Annotated in this window: 14 protein-coding genes; 5 read left to right on the top strand and 9 right to left on the bottom strand. The window is 53.2% G+C overall.

What is annotated here, in order from left to right; genetic code table 11:
• Positions 1 to 137: 137 nt before the first annotated feature.
• Both ACZ41M_RS07275 and pta read left to right on the top strand, forming a co-directional pair.
• Positions 138 to 1,352 carry an acetate kinase gene (locus ACZ41M_RS07275; protein ID WP_464731797.1) on the top strand — a complete coding sequence of 405 codons (1,215 nt, stop codon included), beginning with the start codon at positions 138 to 140 and terminating at the stop codon, positions 1,350 to 1,352.
• Positions 1,353 to 1,428: 76 nt separating this feature from the next.
• Positions 1,429 to 2,931 carry a phosphate acetyltransferase gene (gene pta, locus ACZ41M_RS07280; RefSeq protein WP_464731796.1) on the top strand — a complete coding sequence of 501 codons (1,503 nt, stop codon included), beginning with the start codon at positions 1,429 to 1,431 and terminating at the stop codon, positions 2,929 to 2,931.
• Positions 2,932 to 3,018: 87 nt separating this feature from the next.
• On the opposite strand, the gene ACZ41M_RS07285 is transcribed toward pta, so the two are convergent.
• Together ACZ41M_RS07285 and ACZ41M_RS07290 are read right to left on the bottom strand one after the other, a co-directional pair.
• Positions 3,019 to 3,396: a hypothetical protein gene (locus tag ACZ41M_RS07285; protein ID WP_464731795.1), complete on the bottom strand. Its 378-nt coding sequence runs from the start codon at positions 3,394 to 3,396 to the stop codon at positions 3,019 to 3,021.
• Positions 3,397 to 3,414: 18 nt separating this feature from the next.
• Positions 3,415 to 3,966, bottom strand: coding sequence for a VUT family protein (locus ACZ41M_RS07290; RefSeq protein ID WP_464731794.1), 552 nt, complete (start codon positions 3,964 to 3,966; stop codon positions 3,415 to 3,417).
• A gap of 208 nt (positions 3,967 to 4,174) precedes the next feature.
• On the opposite strand from ACZ41M_RS07290, the gene ACZ41M_RS07295 reads away from it, so the two are divergent.
• The gene (locus ACZ41M_RS07295) at positions 4,175 to 5,170 is read left to right on the top strand and encodes a hypothetical protein (RefSeq protein WP_464731793.1); all 996 of its coding nucleotides are present in this window, start codon (positions 4,175 to 4,177) and stop codon (positions 5,168 to 5,170) included.
• 21 nt (positions 5,171 to 5,191) lie between these two features.
• A complete protein-coding gene (locus tag ACZ41M_RS07300) occupies positions 5,192 to 6,784 on the top strand; it encodes an NAD(P)H-hydrate dehydratase (protein WP_464731792.1) in 1,593 nt (530 codons plus the stop codon).
• A 21-nt stretch (positions 6,785 to 6,805) separates the two neighbouring features.
• Here the strand turns inward: ACZ41M_RS07300 and ACZ41M_RS07305 are convergent, their stop codons facing one another.
• The 7 genes from ACZ41M_RS07305 to ACZ41M_RS07335 form a co-directional block, all read right to left on the bottom strand.
• Positions 6,806 to 7,585 (bottom strand): alpha/beta fold hydrolase, encoded by a 780-nt coding sequence (locus tag ACZ41M_RS07305; RefSeq protein WP_464731791.1) that lies wholly within the window; start codon positions 7,583 to 7,585, stop codon positions 6,806 to 6,808.
• 205 nt (positions 7,586 to 7,790) lie between these two features.
• Complete coding sequence (locus ACZ41M_RS07310) at positions 7,791 to 9,332, bottom strand: phospholipase D family protein (protein WP_464731790.1); 1,542 nt, start codon at positions 9,330 to 9,332, stop codon at positions 7,791 to 7,793.
• A 44-nt stretch (positions 9,333 to 9,376) separates the two neighbouring features.
• Entirely contained in the window at positions 9,377 to 10,852 is a 1,476-nt protein-coding gene (ubiD, locus tag ACZ41M_RS07315) for a 4-hydroxy-3-polyprenylbenzoate decarboxylase (protein ID WP_464731789.1), read from the bottom strand.
• Positions 10,853 to 10,896: 44 nt separating this feature from the next.
• Positions 10,897 to 11,301 carry a hypothetical protein gene (locus tag ACZ41M_RS07320; protein ID WP_464731788.1) on the bottom strand — a complete coding sequence of 135 codons (405 nt, stop codon included), beginning with the start codon at positions 11,299 to 11,301 and terminating at the stop codon, positions 10,897 to 10,899.
• A 7-nt stretch (positions 11,302 to 11,308) separates the two neighbouring features.
• Entirely contained in the window at positions 11,309 to 13,354 is a 2,046-nt protein-coding gene (locus tag ACZ41M_RS07325; protein ID WP_464731787.1) for an ABC transporter ATP-binding protein/permease, read from the bottom strand.
• A 276-nt stretch (positions 13,355 to 13,630) separates the two neighbouring features.
• The gene (locus ACZ41M_RS07330; protein WP_464731786.1) at positions 13,631 to 15,055 is read right to left on the bottom strand and encodes a DASS family sodium-coupled anion symporter; all 1,425 of its coding nucleotides are present in this window, start codon (positions 15,053 to 15,055) and stop codon (positions 13,631 to 13,633) included.
• 228 nt (positions 15,056 to 15,283) lie between these two features.
• Entirely contained in the window at positions 15,284 to 15,607 is a 324-nt protein-coding gene (locus ACZ41M_RS07335; RefSeq protein WP_464731785.1) for a hypothetical protein, read from the bottom strand.
• A gap of 261 nt (positions 15,608 to 15,868) precedes the next feature.
• Here ACZ41M_RS07335 and hemA point away from each other — a divergent pair, with 261 nt between their 5' ends.
• A complete protein-coding gene (hemA, locus tag ACZ41M_RS07340) occupies positions 15,869 to 17,251 on the top strand; it encodes a glutamyl-tRNA reductase (protein WP_464731784.1) in 1,383 nt (460 codons plus the stop codon).
• Positions 17,252 to 17,379 lie beyond the last annotated feature (128 nt).

The raw sequence follows: 17,379 nt of genomic DNA on the forward strand, positions 1-17,379 counted from the left end.
TTTTATCAGGATTTTTTCATGCTCATTCTTAGTAAGTAGTCCGTAAGTATCGGCATGCTACTATTTTTCAGTTTCTATGGCCAAAAGTCCAATCCATTCTGCGTTTACGCATCATTATCTATTACAAGGAGAACCTCATGATTTTAGTCATCAATTGCGGCAGTTCATCGGTCAAATTTGCGGTCATGGAACCGCTCGAACAGGTCATGCTGGTCAGCGGTTTGGCCGAAAAATTGGGTAGTGACAACGCAGAAATCGCCATCAAAATCGGCGAAGAAAAAGAAGTGTACAAACTCGGCAATGCCGCGCACACCGAAGCGCTGGCCAAATTGGTTGAGGTCTTGAGAGCCCACGGCTTGCTCGAAAAATTGACCGCAATCGGTCATCGCACCGTACACGGCGGCGACTATTTCAGCGACTCTGTGCTGATTACGCAAGAAACGGTCGACAAAGTCACCGAATGCAATGCCTTGGCGCCATTGCACAACCCTGCCAACCTGCTCGGTATCGCAGTCTGCGCGGAGCAATTGCCCAACTTGCCACAAGTCGCCGTATTCGACACCGCATTCCACCAAACCATGCCGGACTACGCCTACCTGTACGCCACGCCGCGTTCATGGGAACGCGACCACCATGTGCGTCGCTACGGTTTCCACGGCACCAGCCACCGCTACATCACGCAAAAAACCGCTGAATTGCTCGGCAAACCACAGTCCGACCTGAACATCATCAGCGCCCACTTGGGCAATGGTTCGAGCGTTGCCGCCGTAGTAGGCGGTAAAAGCGTGGACACCTCGATGGGTTTCACACCATTGCCGGGTTTGATCATGGGCACGCGCACCGGTGACATTGATCCGGCCATCATCACCTATATGATGGAGCGTCTGAACGTTTCTGCCGAAGCGGTATTGGATTTGATGAACAAAAAATCCGGCTTGCTCGGTATTTCCGAGTTGACCAACGACTGTCGCGAGTTGACCGAAGCGGCGAACAAAGGCAATTCCGCAGCACAATTGGCATTGGACATGTTCTGCTATCGTCTGGCCAAATACATTGCCGAATACATGGTTCCGTTGCAACGCATTGACGCGCTGGTGTTCACCGGCGGCATTGGCGAAAACTCTGCCATCATCCGTGAAAAAGTATTGGGGCATCTGCGTTTCCTCGGCTTCATCGTTGACGCTGCGGTCAATGACAAAACCTACGGCGGCAAAACCGCTGTCATCACCACCGCCGGCAGCACGCGCGCGATGGTCGTGAACACCAACGAAGAACTGATGATCGCGCTCGACACCTACCGTCTGACCCGCACCTCGGGCAAGGCAGAGCATGTGAGCTTTGAAAACTATTGATTGAATGAAACGGGTGCGTGAACCTTGATACAATCAAGTGTTCACACACCCTTATTTTTTGACAAAGGACACTAAAATGTATGCATTGTATGTCGCGCCAATGGGCGCAGGTTCGGACATGAAACCCGTGGTGAACGGCTTGGTCACCGAATTACAAAATACAGGCTTAAAAGTCACCCCATTCAAACCGATTGGCCAAGGCGTTGCGGTTGAAAAAGCCGCGCAATTACTCGCCACTGGCAACAGCGACCAATTGATGGAAGACATTATCGTCGCCTACTACGCCGCCGCAGCCGACGCACAAGTCGTCGTGGTTGAGGGTGTGGTCGCGGATTTTGAACAAGCCGGCGCACTCGCGCCCTACGCCGCACAATTGAACGGCCAACTGATTCGCAATCTGCAAGCCGACGTCGTATTCGTCGCAGCCAAACCAGAGCACGTACAAGCCATCTGCACCGATTTAGCGGTACAAAACCTGCACGTTGCCAAAGGCAAAGTCATCGGCTCAATTGACCAAACCGCCGCTGTCGCCAGCGCATTGAACATCGCTGACATCAAAGCGCGCGCGACTGCCGAGACCGAACAATTCTTCTCCCCACCCGAGTTCCGTCACCTGCTGATCGAAAAAGCACGTCAGGCCAACAAACGCATCGTACTGCCCGAAGGGGACGAACCGCGCACCGTCAAAGCCGCCATCATCTGTACCGAGAAAAAAATCGCGCGTTGCGTTTTGATGGCCAAACGCGAAGATGTCGAGCGTGTTGCCGCCGAACAAGGCTTGACCGTACCGGCAGAACTCGAGTGTATGGATCCGGCATTGACCCGTGAAAACTACGTTGCCTCATTGGTCGAAATGCGCAAAGCCAAAGGTATGACGCCAGAAAAAGCACTGGAAGAATTGCAAGACACCGTGATGCAAGGCACCGTGATGATGGCTCTGGACGAAATCGACGGTCTGGTCTCCGGCGCGGTACACACCACCGCCAACACTGTGCGCCCAGCACTGCAAATCATCAAAACCGCGCCGGGTGCGAACATCGTCTCCAGCGTATTTTTCATGCTCATGCCCGATCAAGTGCTGGTCTACGGTGACTGCGCGATCAATCCGAACCCAACCGCTGAACAATTGGCCGACATCGCAATTCAATCCGCCGACTCCGCCAAAGCATTCGGCATCGAGCCGCGCGTCGCGATGATCTCCTACTCCACCGGCACATCGGGCGCAGGCCCTGAAGTGGAAAAAGTGGCCGAAGCGACCAAAATCGCGCAAACCCAACGTCCTGATTTGGCGATTGACGGCCCGTTGCAATACGACGCCGCCTCGGTCGAATCGGTTGGTAAATCCAAAGCACCGAATTCCAAAGTCGCCGGTCGCGCCACCGTGTTTGTCTTCCCAGACCTGAACACCGGTAACTGCACCTACAAAGCGGTACAACGCTCGGCCAACGTGATTGCGGTTGGCCCGATGTTGCAAGGTCTGCGCAAACCGGTGAATGACTTGTCACGCGGTGCACTGGTGGACGACATCGTCTTCACCATTGCATTAACGGCGATTCAAGCGGTACAAAAATCAGCTTAATGATTGATTAAACTGCTTAAAAACGATAGGGGCGCATCACAGCGCCCCTATTTGTTTTTCCTATGTGTGTGTTTCTCATCGAAACACTTACGAACCCGCACACACCCGAATATTTTGCCCCATGCTCAAGCCGTTGTAGCGAATACGACCGACGCACTCGACCGGCACTTCGAGTACCCGCGCGCATTCGGCGGCAATGGTTTGCACGAAAAATTCCATATCGCGCACCACTGTGTGGCCGATGTAGGCTTTGATGTAGGCATCCAGTGCGAACAATTCGAGAATGCGCTCAGTCGGTGTGTAGGCAATACTCAGGGTGCTGCCGTGCGCGGGATTTTGGCTGCGCAGACACAGGATCGGCAGGTCAATCACATGCTCAATCTGGGTCTGCAATTCGGGCGCAGCGTTGCTAATGGTTTTCAGCGGCGCAGCGACGTGCGCGGAATCGTGTGTTTGCCAAGTCATAGCTTTAAACCGATCTATTTATACGGCCAATTTAGCCGCGCCGCTGCGCTTTTTTAAGCCGAAATGCACCGCCAATGCCACCAACGTCGCCACAATCGCTTTAAAAATCAAATCGGCATAGACGATTTGCACCATTTCCGCCGTGCTCATGATGCCGTAAAACGCCAGCAAGGTGAACAAAATGGTATCCAGCGGAATGCTGATCGCGTTGCTCGACAACGCGCGCGTGAGCCAAGAGCGCTGCATCATATTGTGGTAAATCACGGTATCGGTCAACTCGCTGATCAAAATCGCGCTGAATGAGGCAAATAGAAAACGCAGTCGATGCGGCTCGTCTGCCATCAAAAACCAGCCTGCCGTGGCATTCACCAGCAAAGCCAAGGCAATGGCAAGATACACCGCCTTCAGGCCAAACATGTGCAGACGATCGCGCAAGGTAAACACCGCACCGAAAAACAGCGTACCGATGCTGAGCAAACCGTAGCCGCCGGGCAGCGTAATGAAATGATTCAAAGTAAGGTTAGCGAGCAAAATCGCCAAGACATATAAAGCAGTCCAAATGACAACCATGATAGAGACTCCAAAGTCCGCAAAATAGGCGGAGGGAAAATTAAGAAAGCCCGACGGAAACAGTCCGAAAGCGGCGCGAATTGTAACACAAACTGGACTCAAAGCCAGCACAAAGTCAGCGCATACCCACAAGATGCGCGAAGATTCGCGCGCAGAGCGATGGAGGCGGCGTATAATAAAAGTATGATTAAACCGCTTGGAGGATCTCATGAAACACAGCAAACAACTGTTTATACACTACACCACCCTGTGGGCGCGATTGTTGCAACAGGCGGCCGGCTCATCCGATCCTGCGACCTATCTGCTCGAACACGACGCGCGCACGCCGCTGTTTTATTTGGAAGGCATGAGCCGCGTGCTGATGAGCGCACAAGATGACAAAAAAATGGCGCGCCTGAACGAGCAGTTTAAAGCGCTCGAAGACGGTTTGGGCGTGATGGATTACTACACGGGCTTGCTCAAGGATTTCAAAAAAATCAAGCAGTTACCTGAATTTCAACAAAATTTGGAAACCCATCGCACGATCGCCGCCGCGCAAATGAATACTCTGTTGGAGCAATACGGTTGGCTCGATAACTTCGACACCACCGCAACCGATGGCGCCGAGGCGCAATCTGATCGCCTGAAAAAAATTCAAAAGATGTACAAAAAAATCGACTGGCTCAGTGATAAAAAAATGCGCAAGGCATTGAAAAAGCACTACAAAGGCGCGCTGGCCGAGTTGAAGCAACAACTCAAACGCCCGATCACAGAAGTTGAGCGTGACATGCATGAGCTGCGCCGCGACGTGCGCTGGTTGAGCATCTATCCGCAGGCGTTCAAAGGTTTTATCAACCTCGCGCCGAGCGAACCGATGCCGGAAGCATTTGCCAAATACGCGACCGAGACCATCGTCCAATCACCGTTCAATCAATTGCCGCAGGTTGAGGGCATGACGCACATCCTGTATCTGAATACCCATGCGTACTACGCCATGAGTTGGCTGATCGCCGAACTCGGCGCACTCAAGGATCAAGGACTGCGCCTGCTCGCATTGACCGACTGGCTGGTTGAGCATAAAAAACTCTCGCCATCGCAGGCCAATCAAGCCGTCGTGATGATCATTGGCAACGATCAATTGGGTGTGGAAAAACTGTTGGCAAAAGCGCAAGAAGCCGTGGATCAAATCCGTCAAGATAAAGTGTTTTCACAACTTTTAGCGTAAATTGTTTGGAAATAACCCATTGTGAATCCAGCCAACGCGTCCATACTGACCGCCGCGCAAATGCGCGCGGTGGACAGCGCCACCATTCACGACGAACCGATTGCCTCGATAGACCTGATGGAGCGCGCGGCATTGGCCTGCGTGGACTGGCTGCTGGCACACATGCCGAGCAACACGCGCTACCACATATTTTGTGGACTGGGTAATAACGGTGGCGACGGTCTGGCGATCACGCGATTGTTACGCGCGCGTGGTCAAACCGCATGCGCCTATCTGATTGACCACAGCACCGGAGATGCGTTGATGAGCGCCATGAGTTCCGACGCTGCGAACAATTGGCAGCGTTTACAGACGTTGGCAAACCAACAGAACGCCTCCACAGAGCATATCATTGAATGCATGATTGAGCGCATTCAGCACATAGCCGAGTTACCCGAACCCTGCGCATTCACTGAGCGCGATTGCCTGATCGATGCATTGCTGGGAACGGGTACGACGCACGCGGCGGAGGGGTTGTTGGCACAGGTGATTGAGCGTCTGAATGCACACACCGCGGCCGCACTCATTGCCATTGATCTACCCTCGGGTTTACTGAGCGACGCGCATACGCCTGCAGATTGGCCAGTGATACACGCCACACACACTGTGACCTTTGAATGCGCCAAGCCCGCCTTGCTCTGGCCGGAGAATGCCGAGCGCGTCGGCGACTGGCAGATTTTACCCATCGGCTTGAGCCAGCAAGCCATCACCGCGCAACACAGCGCGATGCAATGGGTGACGAGCGAATGGGCGCAAGCACAGCGCACAGCACGCGGCAAGTTTGCGCATAAAGGCACATTCGGCCACGCATTGCTCATCGCGGGTGCGCACGGAACCATCGGCGCGGCGATTTTGGCGGCGCGAGCGTGTTTGCGCAGCGGTGTGGGATTATTAACCGTTCACAGTTCGAATTGCGGCTATACGTCACTGCAAACCGCCGCGCCCGAGGCCATGGTACACACCGATGCGAATGAGCGCGTTTGGAGCGAGACCATTAATGCCGCGTCATACGACGCCATTGGAATCGGCTGCGGCATCGGTCAATCTGCCGAAACCCGCCATGCCTTGCGCGCGTTATTGCACAGCCTCGCCCAACAGCCCAAACCACCCAAGCCTCTTGTTCTGGATGCCGACGCATTAAATATCATGGCGAGCGAGCCGGATTTATTGGCATTGCTACCACCGAACAGCATCCTCACGCCGCACCCGAAGGAATTTGAGCGCTTGGTCGCGCATTTGCATTGGGATATCTCAACCAACGCGCTGCGCCAGCAGGCACAACTCATGTTTGCACAGCGCTACGATGTGATTATCGTACTCAAAGGAGCGCATACCTGCACCGCCCTGCCCGACGGGCGCAGTTTTTACAACACCACGGGCAACCCGGGTATGGCCAAAGGCGGTAGTGGCGATGCGCTCACTGGTGTGATTTTGGCGCATTTGGCACAGGGCTATGCGCCAGACATCGCCGCAATTTTAAGTGTCTATCTACATGGCGCAGCGGGTGATCGGGCGGCTGAGCTATTCGGCCAAACAGCGATGTTACCCAGTGATTTGATTGCGTGCTTGCGCTAAAGCGCAAGGCTCCACGCATTCTTAGTCCGCATCAGGCGTGCGTGCCAACCACTCACGTACAATGCGATTGAATTCATCCGGCGCATCCACCATCATCCAATGCCCCGCACGCATAGCGGTGACCTGACTGTTCGGTAGAGCAGCAATTTTCTGCGCCCACTCTGGCGCAAAGAACTGAAACGGCTTGCGCGTGCCATAGACAAACAGCATCGGACAAGGCGGGATGAACTCCGCTGATGACCGATAGCGCGCCTTGCCGCCGAACCACGCCTGAAAATAAGGGAAATTCATACCCTCATGAATAGATTCAGGCGCAGCAGGCGCGCGTAAAACCCGTGCAATCCGACGCGTGAGCGGCGTCGCCCAACGGCGCGGCAAACGATAGGACACAGCCAGCGGTAATTGATAACCCAACATCATCAACTTGTGCTTGAGCGGCAAACGACGCGTAAACGCCTCCGACGTATCGCCAATATCCAGACCGATCAGGCGCGCTACACGCTCAGGATGAGCGCGCACATAAGCATAAGCAAAAACCGCACCCCAATCATGCGCCATCAAAATCACGGGGCGATCACTCACAGACCGAATTGACTCATCCAACCACGCCACCACCTCATCCATGCTCAACGCCCGACTTTGCTCATCCGCGGCAAAACCCGGCAAGGTGAGCCGCACACAGCGATAATCCGCCTGTAAATCCGCCACCTGCCGCGCCCACAGCGCGCCAGTATCCGGCCAGCCATGGAGCATGACGATGGTGTCTTCGCCCTGCCCATCAATTTGAATATGGGTATTCATAGGATGTACTCCACTCAATCTCCTAAGCATTAAACAGCGAAAATGCAGCAATTCTTATTCACTACAATCCCGAATCCACTCACCACCCATCAACTTTAATGTTCATGCAGTAGAAAATCTCAGGCAAACAGCGTAAAAGCTCAGTATTTACTGAGCATGTGAGACGTTAGAAAAGCCATCGTAATATTGCTTTGTTACCCGCCGCTCAGAGCATCCGCTCCAAAGGCAGCCACGATAAAAATTGCACCCACGCCCGTTTGAGCACACCTGTTTCAGGCTCGTGTTCGAGCATGATATCTTGTCCTTGCGCTGTACGTGTTTGCCACGTCAGATTGCCTTGTGCGTCTTGCTTGACTTGATAGGCAAGGTCAGGCATTTGTGCGTGCAGTTGCGTCGTCATATTTTGCGCCAGTTGCGGATGTTCTGCCACGATCCCCATTTCGGTATTGAGCCGAGCCGAGCGTGGATCTAAATTAAAGGAGCCGATAAAAACACGCTGACCGTCCACGGAGAATGTTTTGGCATGTAAACTTGACGCTGAATTACCAGTCAAAAATCGATCACGACCTACTTTGCCGGATACCGTTTTTTTCAACTCGAATAGCTGCACTCCTGAATCCAAGAGCGCGTGGCGATATTTGATATAGCCGGAATGAACGATTGAGACATCCGTCGCATCCAATGAGTTGGTCAGCACCGATACGTGAACCCCCTTGGCACGAAGCTCCTTAAATGCGTCCACCCCTGATTGCGTAGGAACAAAATAAGGAGAAACCAAAAGCAACTCACGTTGAGGCTCTTGCAATACCTCTTTAATCTTTGCACCAATGGCGGTTTCGGGGTTATCCAAGCCCAAACCTTTTGCCGGATCATCGCTGATTAAACGGATGGGCACCCAATCAAATGCGACACTGCCGTTTTGTAGCTCAATGCCTAATTGTGATTGATGTAAAGCCTCGATATAAGCGCGCGCTTTAGTCGTTTCTTGCTCTTGCACACTCAAATCAAGCGCTTGCTCGGGTACATCTTTGGTCACAATAGAGGCCAAGGGATAGACCGAAGCGCTATACCAATAGCGATTAAAATCGGCCGTTATCTCGGGTACGACTTGCCCTGCCACCAAAGCATCCAAATCCACAAACTGCGTGCCGTCACCCACCTCAAAATACTCATCGCCCACATTGCGCCCACCCACCACGCTCACCTGATTGTCCGCAGTAAACGATTTATTATGCATACGGCGATTCAAGCGCGGAAAATCGGTTAAATAACCCAGCGCACGAAAATCGCGATTAACAAATGGATTGAACAGACGAACTTCAATATTCGCATGGCGATCCAAAGTCTGTAACGTCGGATCCATACCTCGCGTGTTATTGTCGTCCAACAACAAACGCACCCGTACCCCGCGATCAGCCGCCTGTTTCAAGGCGTGAAACAGCATCTTGCCGGAGATATCGTTATGCCAAATATAATATTGAACATCCAAGGTATGTTGCGCAGCGGCAGCCAGCGAAGCACGCGCCACAAAAGCATCGTAGCCGCTGCCCAAAGGATACAAACCCGACAAATTCGGATGCGCGTTCACACTCGGCGCCAAAGCCCGCGACAAAACAGAATCCTTATTCTGGTGTGCAGGTTCGGTATTTTGAGACTGCTCAAACGCAGGCAATCGGCTCATTGCACTCCAAACAAACAAACCGGCAATCAGCACCGCCCCAGTCAATAACCATTTGTTTTTTCGCATCACTCAACCCTTTTTCGAATCATCACGCCACGGCTGATCGATAATCACAACCCCAAATCTGCCCAGAGTCCGTCAATTTTACTTTTCACCGCCGCATCCATGACAATCGGCGTACCCCACTCGCGCGTGGTTTCGCCCGGCCATTTATTGGTCGCGTCCAGCCCCATTTTCGAACCAAGCCCCGACACCGGAGAGGCGAAATCGAGGTAGTCAATCGGTGTGTTGTCCACCAGCGTGGTGTCGCGCGTCGGATCCATGCGCGTCGTGATCGCCCAGATGACTTCATTCCAGTCGCGTGTGTTGATGTCGTCATCGACCACAATGATGTATTTGGTGTACATGAATTGGCGCAGGAACGACCACACGCCGAACATCACGCGTTTGGCGTGACCGGCGTATTGTTTTTTGATCGACACGATCGCCATGCGGTACGAGCAGCCTTCCGGCGGTAGGTAAAAATCGACGATTTCGGGGAATTGTTTTTGCAGCAGCGGCACAAACACTTCGTTGAGCGCCACACCAAGCACAGCTGGCTCATCCGGCGGTTTGCCGGTGTAGGTGCTGTGGTAAATCGGATTTTTGCGCATGGTGATGCGCTCAACGGTAAACACAGGGAAAGTTTCCTGCTCGTTGTAGTAACCGGTATGATCGCCAAACGGCCCTTCGAGCGCGGTTTCGTTCGGGTGCAAAACACCTTCGAGTACGATTTCGGCATTCGCGGGGACGGTCAAATCATTACCGATACATTTCGTCAAAACCGTACGGCCGTGGCGCAGCAGTCCGGCGAATTGATACTCGCTCAATGTGTCAGGCACAGGTGTGACCGCACCGAGTATGGTCGCAGGGTCACAGCCGAGCACAACGCTGATCGGGAACGGCGTATTCGGATGCGCGAGACAATGATCGCGAAAATCGAGCGCGCCACCGCGATGCGCGAGCCAGCGCATGATGAGTTTATTGCGCCCGAGTACTTGTTGGCGATAAATACCGAGGTTTTGCCGAGCTTTATGCGGCCCTTTGGTCACGACCAAGCCCCACGACAGCAGCGGCGCGATGTCACCCGGCCAGCAGTGCTGGATCGGCAGTTGTGTCAGATCGACGTCGTCACCTTCGAGGATGATTTCATGCACCGCCGCGTGTTTTTCCATTTTCGGACGCATGTCCCAAACCGCTTTGGCCATTTCACCCAGCTTGCCGATTTCTTTCAGCCCTGCGGGCGGTTGCGGCTCTTTCAAATTCGACAGCAGTTGACCAATCGCGCGCAGCTCGCTCACATCCTGCGCACCCATGCCGAGTGCAACACGACGCGGCGTGCCGAATAAATTCGCCAAAACGGGGTAGTCGTATTTTTTGCCTTCATGCACGACGTTTTCATAGAGCAGCGCCGGCCCGCCCTTGCGCAAGGTGCGGTCGCCAATCTCGGTCATCTCCAGCACCGGTGAAATCGGCTGGTGGATGCGTTTGAGTTCACCCATTTTTTCGAGTTGGGTCATGAAGTCACGTAAACCGGTGTATTGCATAAAACAAATCGTCCACAAAATTGAATCGTCTGATAAACAGGCTTTTACTTCATCTTAAATACTGAAAAATAACCGAGAATCGCTGTCGTCATTATCGCAATGAGAACATCCATACTCACAACGCTTAGCGTCATTTTTTCATCAGCCAACGGATTGACCAAGAACCAAAGATAACTGGCAAAGGCGCTGAAACCAATCAGTAACACATAGTTAACCATCGGCTTTTTGAAGCGCAACACACTGGCAAATATGCCAACAATCAGTGCAGGCACAATCGCCAAGACATAACCACCAATAGCAAACACAGGCAGCGAAAGCAGCATCAATGCAAACAACTCAACAGATGACAATCCTGGCTGATTGAAAAAAGACACTCCAAGCAAAAAACCCAAGAAAATCAAAGTCCCTAAGGGTGGCGCGAGCAATGTGAACAGCAATACTTTCTTCATCTCACCATCAAATCACAGACTGAATCGGTTTAAAGCTACCCGCCCCGTCTTTTTCCAAATGCAAACGTTTGTGGTGGAACTGCGTCAACTGCGGGTGGTGCGACACGCTGACCAGCGTCATATCGGGCAAAAATGCCAGCATGGTTTGGTACAGTGTTTTCTCGTTTTCCTCGTCCAGTGCGCTGGTGGCTTCGTCCAAAAAGACGTATTGCGGCCGTTGCAAAAACAGTCGGGCAAACGATAAACGCTGCTGTTCGCCGCCGGAGAGCAGCCACGACCAGTTATTGTGCTCATCCAGCCGCCCAGCCAAATGCGATAACTGCGCCATTTCCAGCGCGGTTTCATACGCCGCGTCATTGAACCGCTCCGGCGCATCGGGATAGGACAGCGCCTCGCGCAATGAGCCGATTGGCATATAGGGTTTTTGTGGCAGGAACAGCATTTTGCCTTTGCTCGGCACATCGATATGGCCTTGGCCAAACGGCCACAGATGCGCAACCGCTCGCAAAATCGTGCTTTTGCCCGAGCCGGATGCGCCGGTCACGAGCCAACGCTCGCCCTGAGTGATTTGCCAGTCCAGATCAACCACCTGCGGCAGTTCACTCAAACGTCCGTCTTCGGTCTTTTGCGGGCGCGCCAGCGTCGCGTGGGTCAGCGCCACGCCGCCGACATTGTTCACCGCGACGTGCAGATTCGACTGGGCGTGCAGTTGATCCACTCGATTTAAATCTTTATCCAGATTGAAAATCCGCGTGCTGGAGCCGCGTAATTCCGCCCAAGTACTGTAATTATCAATGAACCAACTGAGTGCCTCGCGCAGCTCGCCAAAGGCGCGCAGCACCTGCATGATCGCGCCAAAAGTGATTTGCCCCGAAAAATAGCGTGGCACGGCAACAATCACCGGGAAAATAATCCCAATTTGTCCGTAAATATTTTGAGAAAAACCCAGCGCCTTAATGCGGTACATATAGTGATACCAGTTGGCGCGGATGATGGTGAAAAAATGACGCGCGCCGCGCAGGTGATGCGCATCGCCTTGCAAAAAGCTGATGCCCTCCGCGTACTCGCGCGCACGAATCAGGTGGTAACGAAAATCAGCGTTGTAGCGTTCGCGCAGTACATTGATTTTCACCAATCGGCGACCGATAAAGTGAATCGCCACCGAGCCGATGATGGTGTAGACAATCACCGCCCAAAACATATAGTCGGGAATGTGAATCGCATGGCCGAATACGGTGGTATCCAAATCGCCAGACAGTTTAAGCATGGCTTTGGAGTATTCATACACCGACAACGAGGCCAAATAAAAACCAAAAAACAGCCCGATCGCCATATCGGTCAGGCGGTTTAAATCCTCGGCAATTCGTTGATCGGGGTTGTCCTGACCGTGAATTTGCTCCAGATGATAAAAACGATTTTGTGAAAAATAGCGCTCACTGAACTGCTCGGTGAGCCATGTGCGCCAGCGAATTTGTAGTAACTGGCTGAAAAAGATGCGATACACGCCGACCAAAATTCCTGCGAAGGCCAGCTTGGCAAACCAAATCAGGCCGGGGATAAACGCCGCAACGTTTTTATTTTTCACATCCTCCCAAAACACGCCCGACCATTCGATCAGCTCGACACCGATTTTCACATTGATCGTTGCCAGCAACAGCACCAAAAACGACAAACCCCATGCGTGAATACGCTCGGCGCCGATTTTCGTATAGCGCAGCAGCCCATAATACACCGCCCCAATCGCTGCCAATGCAGCCAGCACCGCAAAAATGCGCTTGGCAAACGAACCCCATGCGCCCGCACTCAAAGCCGCATCAGTAGCGATCACATAGGTACGCGCCCAGTTGTACACCGCGTCATTGGTCACCAATAAAATCAGCGCCAAAATCAATAACGTGGCGATCAGCAATGCACCAACGCCCCCCCAATATTGACTGGCAAAGCGCACAATATCCTTGAATTTGGCCAAACTGGCACTGTCCAAAGCAGTTTCATTCTGCCGGACATCCGGCAAAGGCTGCTCGATCCATGCCAACTCGTCATCTGTGTTCAAAGCGCTATGAGTTTTTTTTGTCGTTGTCATTCTGTGTTATTCAGCTCAGTGGGTTGATTATCGTCAATGCGCCGATCGCCGGATCGGCAAGCATTCAGCCTGTTTGGGACAAATTGGAGCAAATTGCACTATTGGGGGCAGATTGTACCATGCCCATTCAGCCGTGTTATCAAGGAAATCGGGCTGATAGGAGCGTTAATCCCGGCCGTCATCATAAAAAATCCGAGGCTCGCCAAAGCCTCGGATTGTTTGTCTCATACGAACTCGTTTGCCGCATCAAGCGATCATGCGATACACCAGCAAAATCCACGCCGTACCAACGGTCAAAAACAGCACCGTATTGAGCAGCGTCACCAAGCCGCCGTACCAATAAATCTCGCTGGTGGTCAGGTAGCCACTACCGGCAAACAGCACATTGGCACTGGAGCCTTGCGGCGTAATCGCGGAGTTAAAGTTGGTGGCGAGCAGCAGCATCATGGCCAACAGCGTCGGATTCACACCCGAAGCGATACCCACCGCTAAAAACACGCTGAACAGCGCCATCATCTGTGCGGTCTGGCTGACAAACAGGTAGTGGATCAGCACATAGCCGACCACCAAAATCACATACACCCAGACCCACGGCATGCCGGTAACGTAGTTGGTCAAAATTTTGCCCGCGTAGCTCATAAAGCCCGAGCTATTCAATCCGGTGCTGAGTGCGTACAGCAGAGCAAACCAAATGAAGGTGGTCAAAGCCGTACCTTGCTTTTTCAAATCATCGTCATTAAACGCTTTGGCAATCAGCAATATCGCCAAACCGAGCAAAGCAACGGCGGTGCGCTCAATGTTCAGATTCGGGAACATTTTGTTGATTTGGTCGGTGAACGCCCAGCAAAACACCATCAGCACAAAGATCAAAGCCGTGAGTTTTTCCAAACGCGACATCGGCCCCAACTCAGCCAGCATTTTTTTCGCCATGATCGGCGCTTGCGGTGTGGCTTTTAATTCCGGCGACATCACTTTGAACAAAAACCACGGGATCAGGATAAAGCCGGCAATGGAAGGCACCAAGGCATACAGTAACCAACTGAGCGGCGTGATGTTGACGCCGAGCGCCCTGGCCATTTCCACACCGGCCAGATTCGCCGCCATCGCCGTCACCCACATCCCTGAGGAAATGGTCAACCCGGCAAGCGAGAGCATCATCAAATAGCTGCCCAAGCGTTTTTGCGTGCCGCGCTCAGGGTCGGAGCCGCTGTCCATCGCCAGCGACAACGCAATCGGATACAGCACGCCCGAGCGCGCGGTGTTGCTCGGGAACGCAGGCGCCAAAATCATGTCCGTCGCCATCAGCGAGTAGCCCAATCCGAGGCTGGACTTGCCAAACCATTTGATCATCGTCAGTGCGATGCGTTTGCCCAGACCTGTTTTAACCACCACATTGGAAATCATAAAGGCGACGACAATCAAAATCACGAAACCTTGCGAAAAGCCCTCATAGGCTTTGGCTGCGGGCATGGCTTTGGTAAACACCACCACCGCCGTGGCGATCAAAGAGGCCGCCAAAATCGAGGTCGCGTTGATAATGATGGCCAAAATCGCCGCGATAAAGGCCACGAAAATATGCCATGCCTGATCGGTTAAGCCCGCCGGATGCGGCACAAACCACAAAATCACCGCCAGAATCAATACCCCGATCAATTTTACCGACTGACTCATGATGAACACTCCTTGTTATTTGAATTTATGCGAGTCTTTTTGGGCAGAAAAAGGGGAACGAAGCCCCGCTGCCCAGTTGTTATTCTTATGAAACAGCATACATCGTAGCACCATGACGGTGCAAATTCAAAGTCAATCCAACCAAAAGAAACGGCGGTTTTATGCCGATTTACCAATAAAACCGAGAGAATAGAAAATTATCGCGAAAAGGTCATTCCGCCAACCGCCTCAACGGTTTTTCGCCTTGCTTGACGTGGTACGACGATCAGTTTTTGTGGTTTTATGGGATTTGCCCGCTTGATTCGCACCGGTTCGGCTGCCGATGACCACTTTGGCTGCGATCAGCGCCGCCAGAGCCGTCACCGCCAACCCGAGGGGATCGGAAGGAAAAAACAGTTGTGTCAACATGCCCAATTCGCCAACGATCAGGCTGAACAGGCACGACCACAGCGCGATGGATTTGTACGCTACCGGCGATTGATTGGTTTTTTGCACCACCTTCGCGACAATCAGGCCGACGATGATGAGCCACAACTCTTGTTGAAAAAACATGTCACACATTCCTTGAGGATATTGAGGCAAACATTCGGCCGTCATTGAATTGGCGACATCAGACATAAGCCCATGCGCCTGCACAGTTTCTCGAATAAAGAGGCATGATTGCGCATAGCCGTTTGCTCATTTGGCGGGTATAATACCAAGTTTCGTCAAAGCCTTCTCGGGCTTTTGGTTGATTGGGCGCAAAAAGCATTGGATCATCACCTAGTTTTCGCCCCCCTGTTTTCGTCCTCTATCGCAGTCACACATCACTTTATGGCTTTGTTCGTTATCGGCTTAAATCACACCACCGCTCCGCTGGCCTTGCGCGAGCGGATCGCGTTTGCGCCGTCCGAGCTGAACCATGCGCTGCCTGAGTTGCAAAACAGCCTGAACGACCCCAACGACACACAGGCGAATCAGCCCCCTGCGCAACTGGCCGTATTGTCCACCTGCAACCGCATGGAGGTGTATCTGAGCCATGCACACGAACACAAGCACCCGGAGCGCGCGATTTTGCAGTGGCTGGCGACCTACCACGATGTGCCCCTGAGTGAGTTGACCGAGCACATGTATATTTTGCAAGACGAATCCGCGCTCAATCACGCGTTCGCCGTCGCCAGCGGCATGAACTCAATGGTGCTGGGTGAGCCGCAAATTTTGGGACAAATGAAACAAGCCGCACGCATCGCGTTCGAGGCCAACACCATGGGCAGCGAGCTGCGACACTGGTTTGAAAAAAGTTTCGCCGTGGCCAAAGACGTGCGCACCAACACCGCGATTGGCGAACACTCCGTATCCATGGCCGCCGCTGCGGTCAAACTGGCCAAACGTGTCTTCGAAGACTTTCACCGCCTGCATGTGCTGCTGGTCGGCGCAGGTGAAATGATGGATGTCGTCGCCGCACACATCGTCGGTGCGCAGCCGAAAAGCCTCACCGTCGCCAATCGCTCGCTCGAGCGCGCGCAGGCATTACTCGCCGCGCACCCGACGCCCAATGCACAAGCGATTCGCCTGACCGAACTGGCCGAACAATTGGCACGCTTTGACGTCGTGGTCACCTGTACCGCCAGCACCCTACCGATCATCGGTCTGGGCATGGTCGAATCGGCGATCAAAGCACGCCGTCGCCGTCCCGTGGTCATGGTGGATCTGGGTGTACCGCGCGACATCGAGGCAGCCGTGAGCCAGTTGGACGACGCCTACGTCTACACCGTGGATGATTTGTCCAACATCGTTGCACACAACAGCGCACAGCGCACTGCCGCATTGGCCGACGCGCAAAAAATCGTGAACGCGCAAGTACAACAATTCATCGAAGAACAAAAACGCCGCACCCACCGACCGCGCGTCCTGAATCTGCGTGCGCGCGCCGAACGCGTGCGCCAAAACGAATTGGAACGCGTCTTAGGCTCGCTCAACAGCCTGCAAGAACGCGGCGAGTTATCAAGCGAAACGCACAAAACCCTGCAAAATCTCTGCGCGCAACTATCGCAACGCCTGACCAACAAACTCTTGCACGAGCCGACCGTCGGCGTGCAAAACCCCGACGAAACCGTGCGCCAAGCATGGCAACTGGTCTCCAACCACTGGCTCAACGATCCGCACACAGAGCCGAGCAATGACACCCCCGCCAACAATGACAATGGCGAGCATTAGCCAGTCTGCTCAGTCCAAACCATTTCGTATTATTGCGTACCACAGTGCCCATCGTATCATCTGACGCAGCCTATTTAAGCCCCAGTGGCGCGCACGCTTTGACCCCACGAACCGCAACTCAACCCCAA

This window comes from Puribacter membranae, from assembly GCF_055380425.1.

Bases quoted from the DNA above. Each gene is read 5' to 3' on its own strand.
- ubiD (WP_464731789.1), bottom strand. From the start codon at position 10,852: ATGCAATACACCGGTTTACGTGACTTCATGACCCAACTCGAAAAAATG.
- ACZ41M_RS07320 (WP_464731788.1), bottom strand. From the start codon at position 11,301: ATGAAGAAAGTATTGCTGTTCACATTGCTCGCGCCACCCTTAGGGACT.
- ACZ41M_RS07290 (WP_464731794.1), bottom strand. From the start codon at position 3,966: ATGGTTGTCATTTGGACTGCTTTATATGTCTTGGCGATTTTGCTCGCT.
- ACZ41M_RS07295 (WP_464731793.1), top strand. From the start codon at position 4,175: ATGAAACACAGCAAACAACTGTTTATACACTACACCACCCTGTGGGCG.
- ACZ41M_RS07310 (WP_464731790.1), bottom strand. From the start codon at position 9,332: ATGCGAAAAAACAAATGGTTATTGACTGGGGCGGTGCTGATTGCCGGT.
- ACZ41M_RS07335 (WP_464731785.1), bottom strand. From the start codon at position 15,607: ATGTTTTTTCAACAAGAGTTGTGGCTCATCATCGTCGGCCTGATTGTC.
- ACZ41M_RS07285 (WP_464731795.1), bottom strand. From the start codon at position 3,396: ATGACTTGGCAAACACACGATTCCGCGCACGTCGCTGCGCCGCTGAAA.
- ACZ41M_RS07275 (WP_464731797.1), top strand. From the start codon at position 138: ATGATTTTAGTCATCAATTGCGGCAGTTCATCGGTCAAATTTGCGGTC.
- pta (WP_464731796.1), top strand. From the start codon at position 1,429: ATGTATGCATTGTATGTCGCGCCAATGGGCGCAGGTTCGGACATGAAA.
- ACZ41M_RS07305 (WP_464731791.1), bottom strand. From the start codon at position 7,585: ATGAATACCCATATTCAAATTGATGGGCAGGGCGAAGACACCATCGTC.
- ACZ41M_RS07330 (WP_464731786.1), bottom strand. From the start codon at position 15,055: ATGAGTCAGTCGGTAAAATTGATCGGGGTATTGATTCTGGCGGTGATT.
- hemA (WP_464731784.1), top strand. From the start codon at position 15,869: ATGGCTTTGTTCGTTATCGGCTTAAATCACACCACCGCTCCGCTGGCC.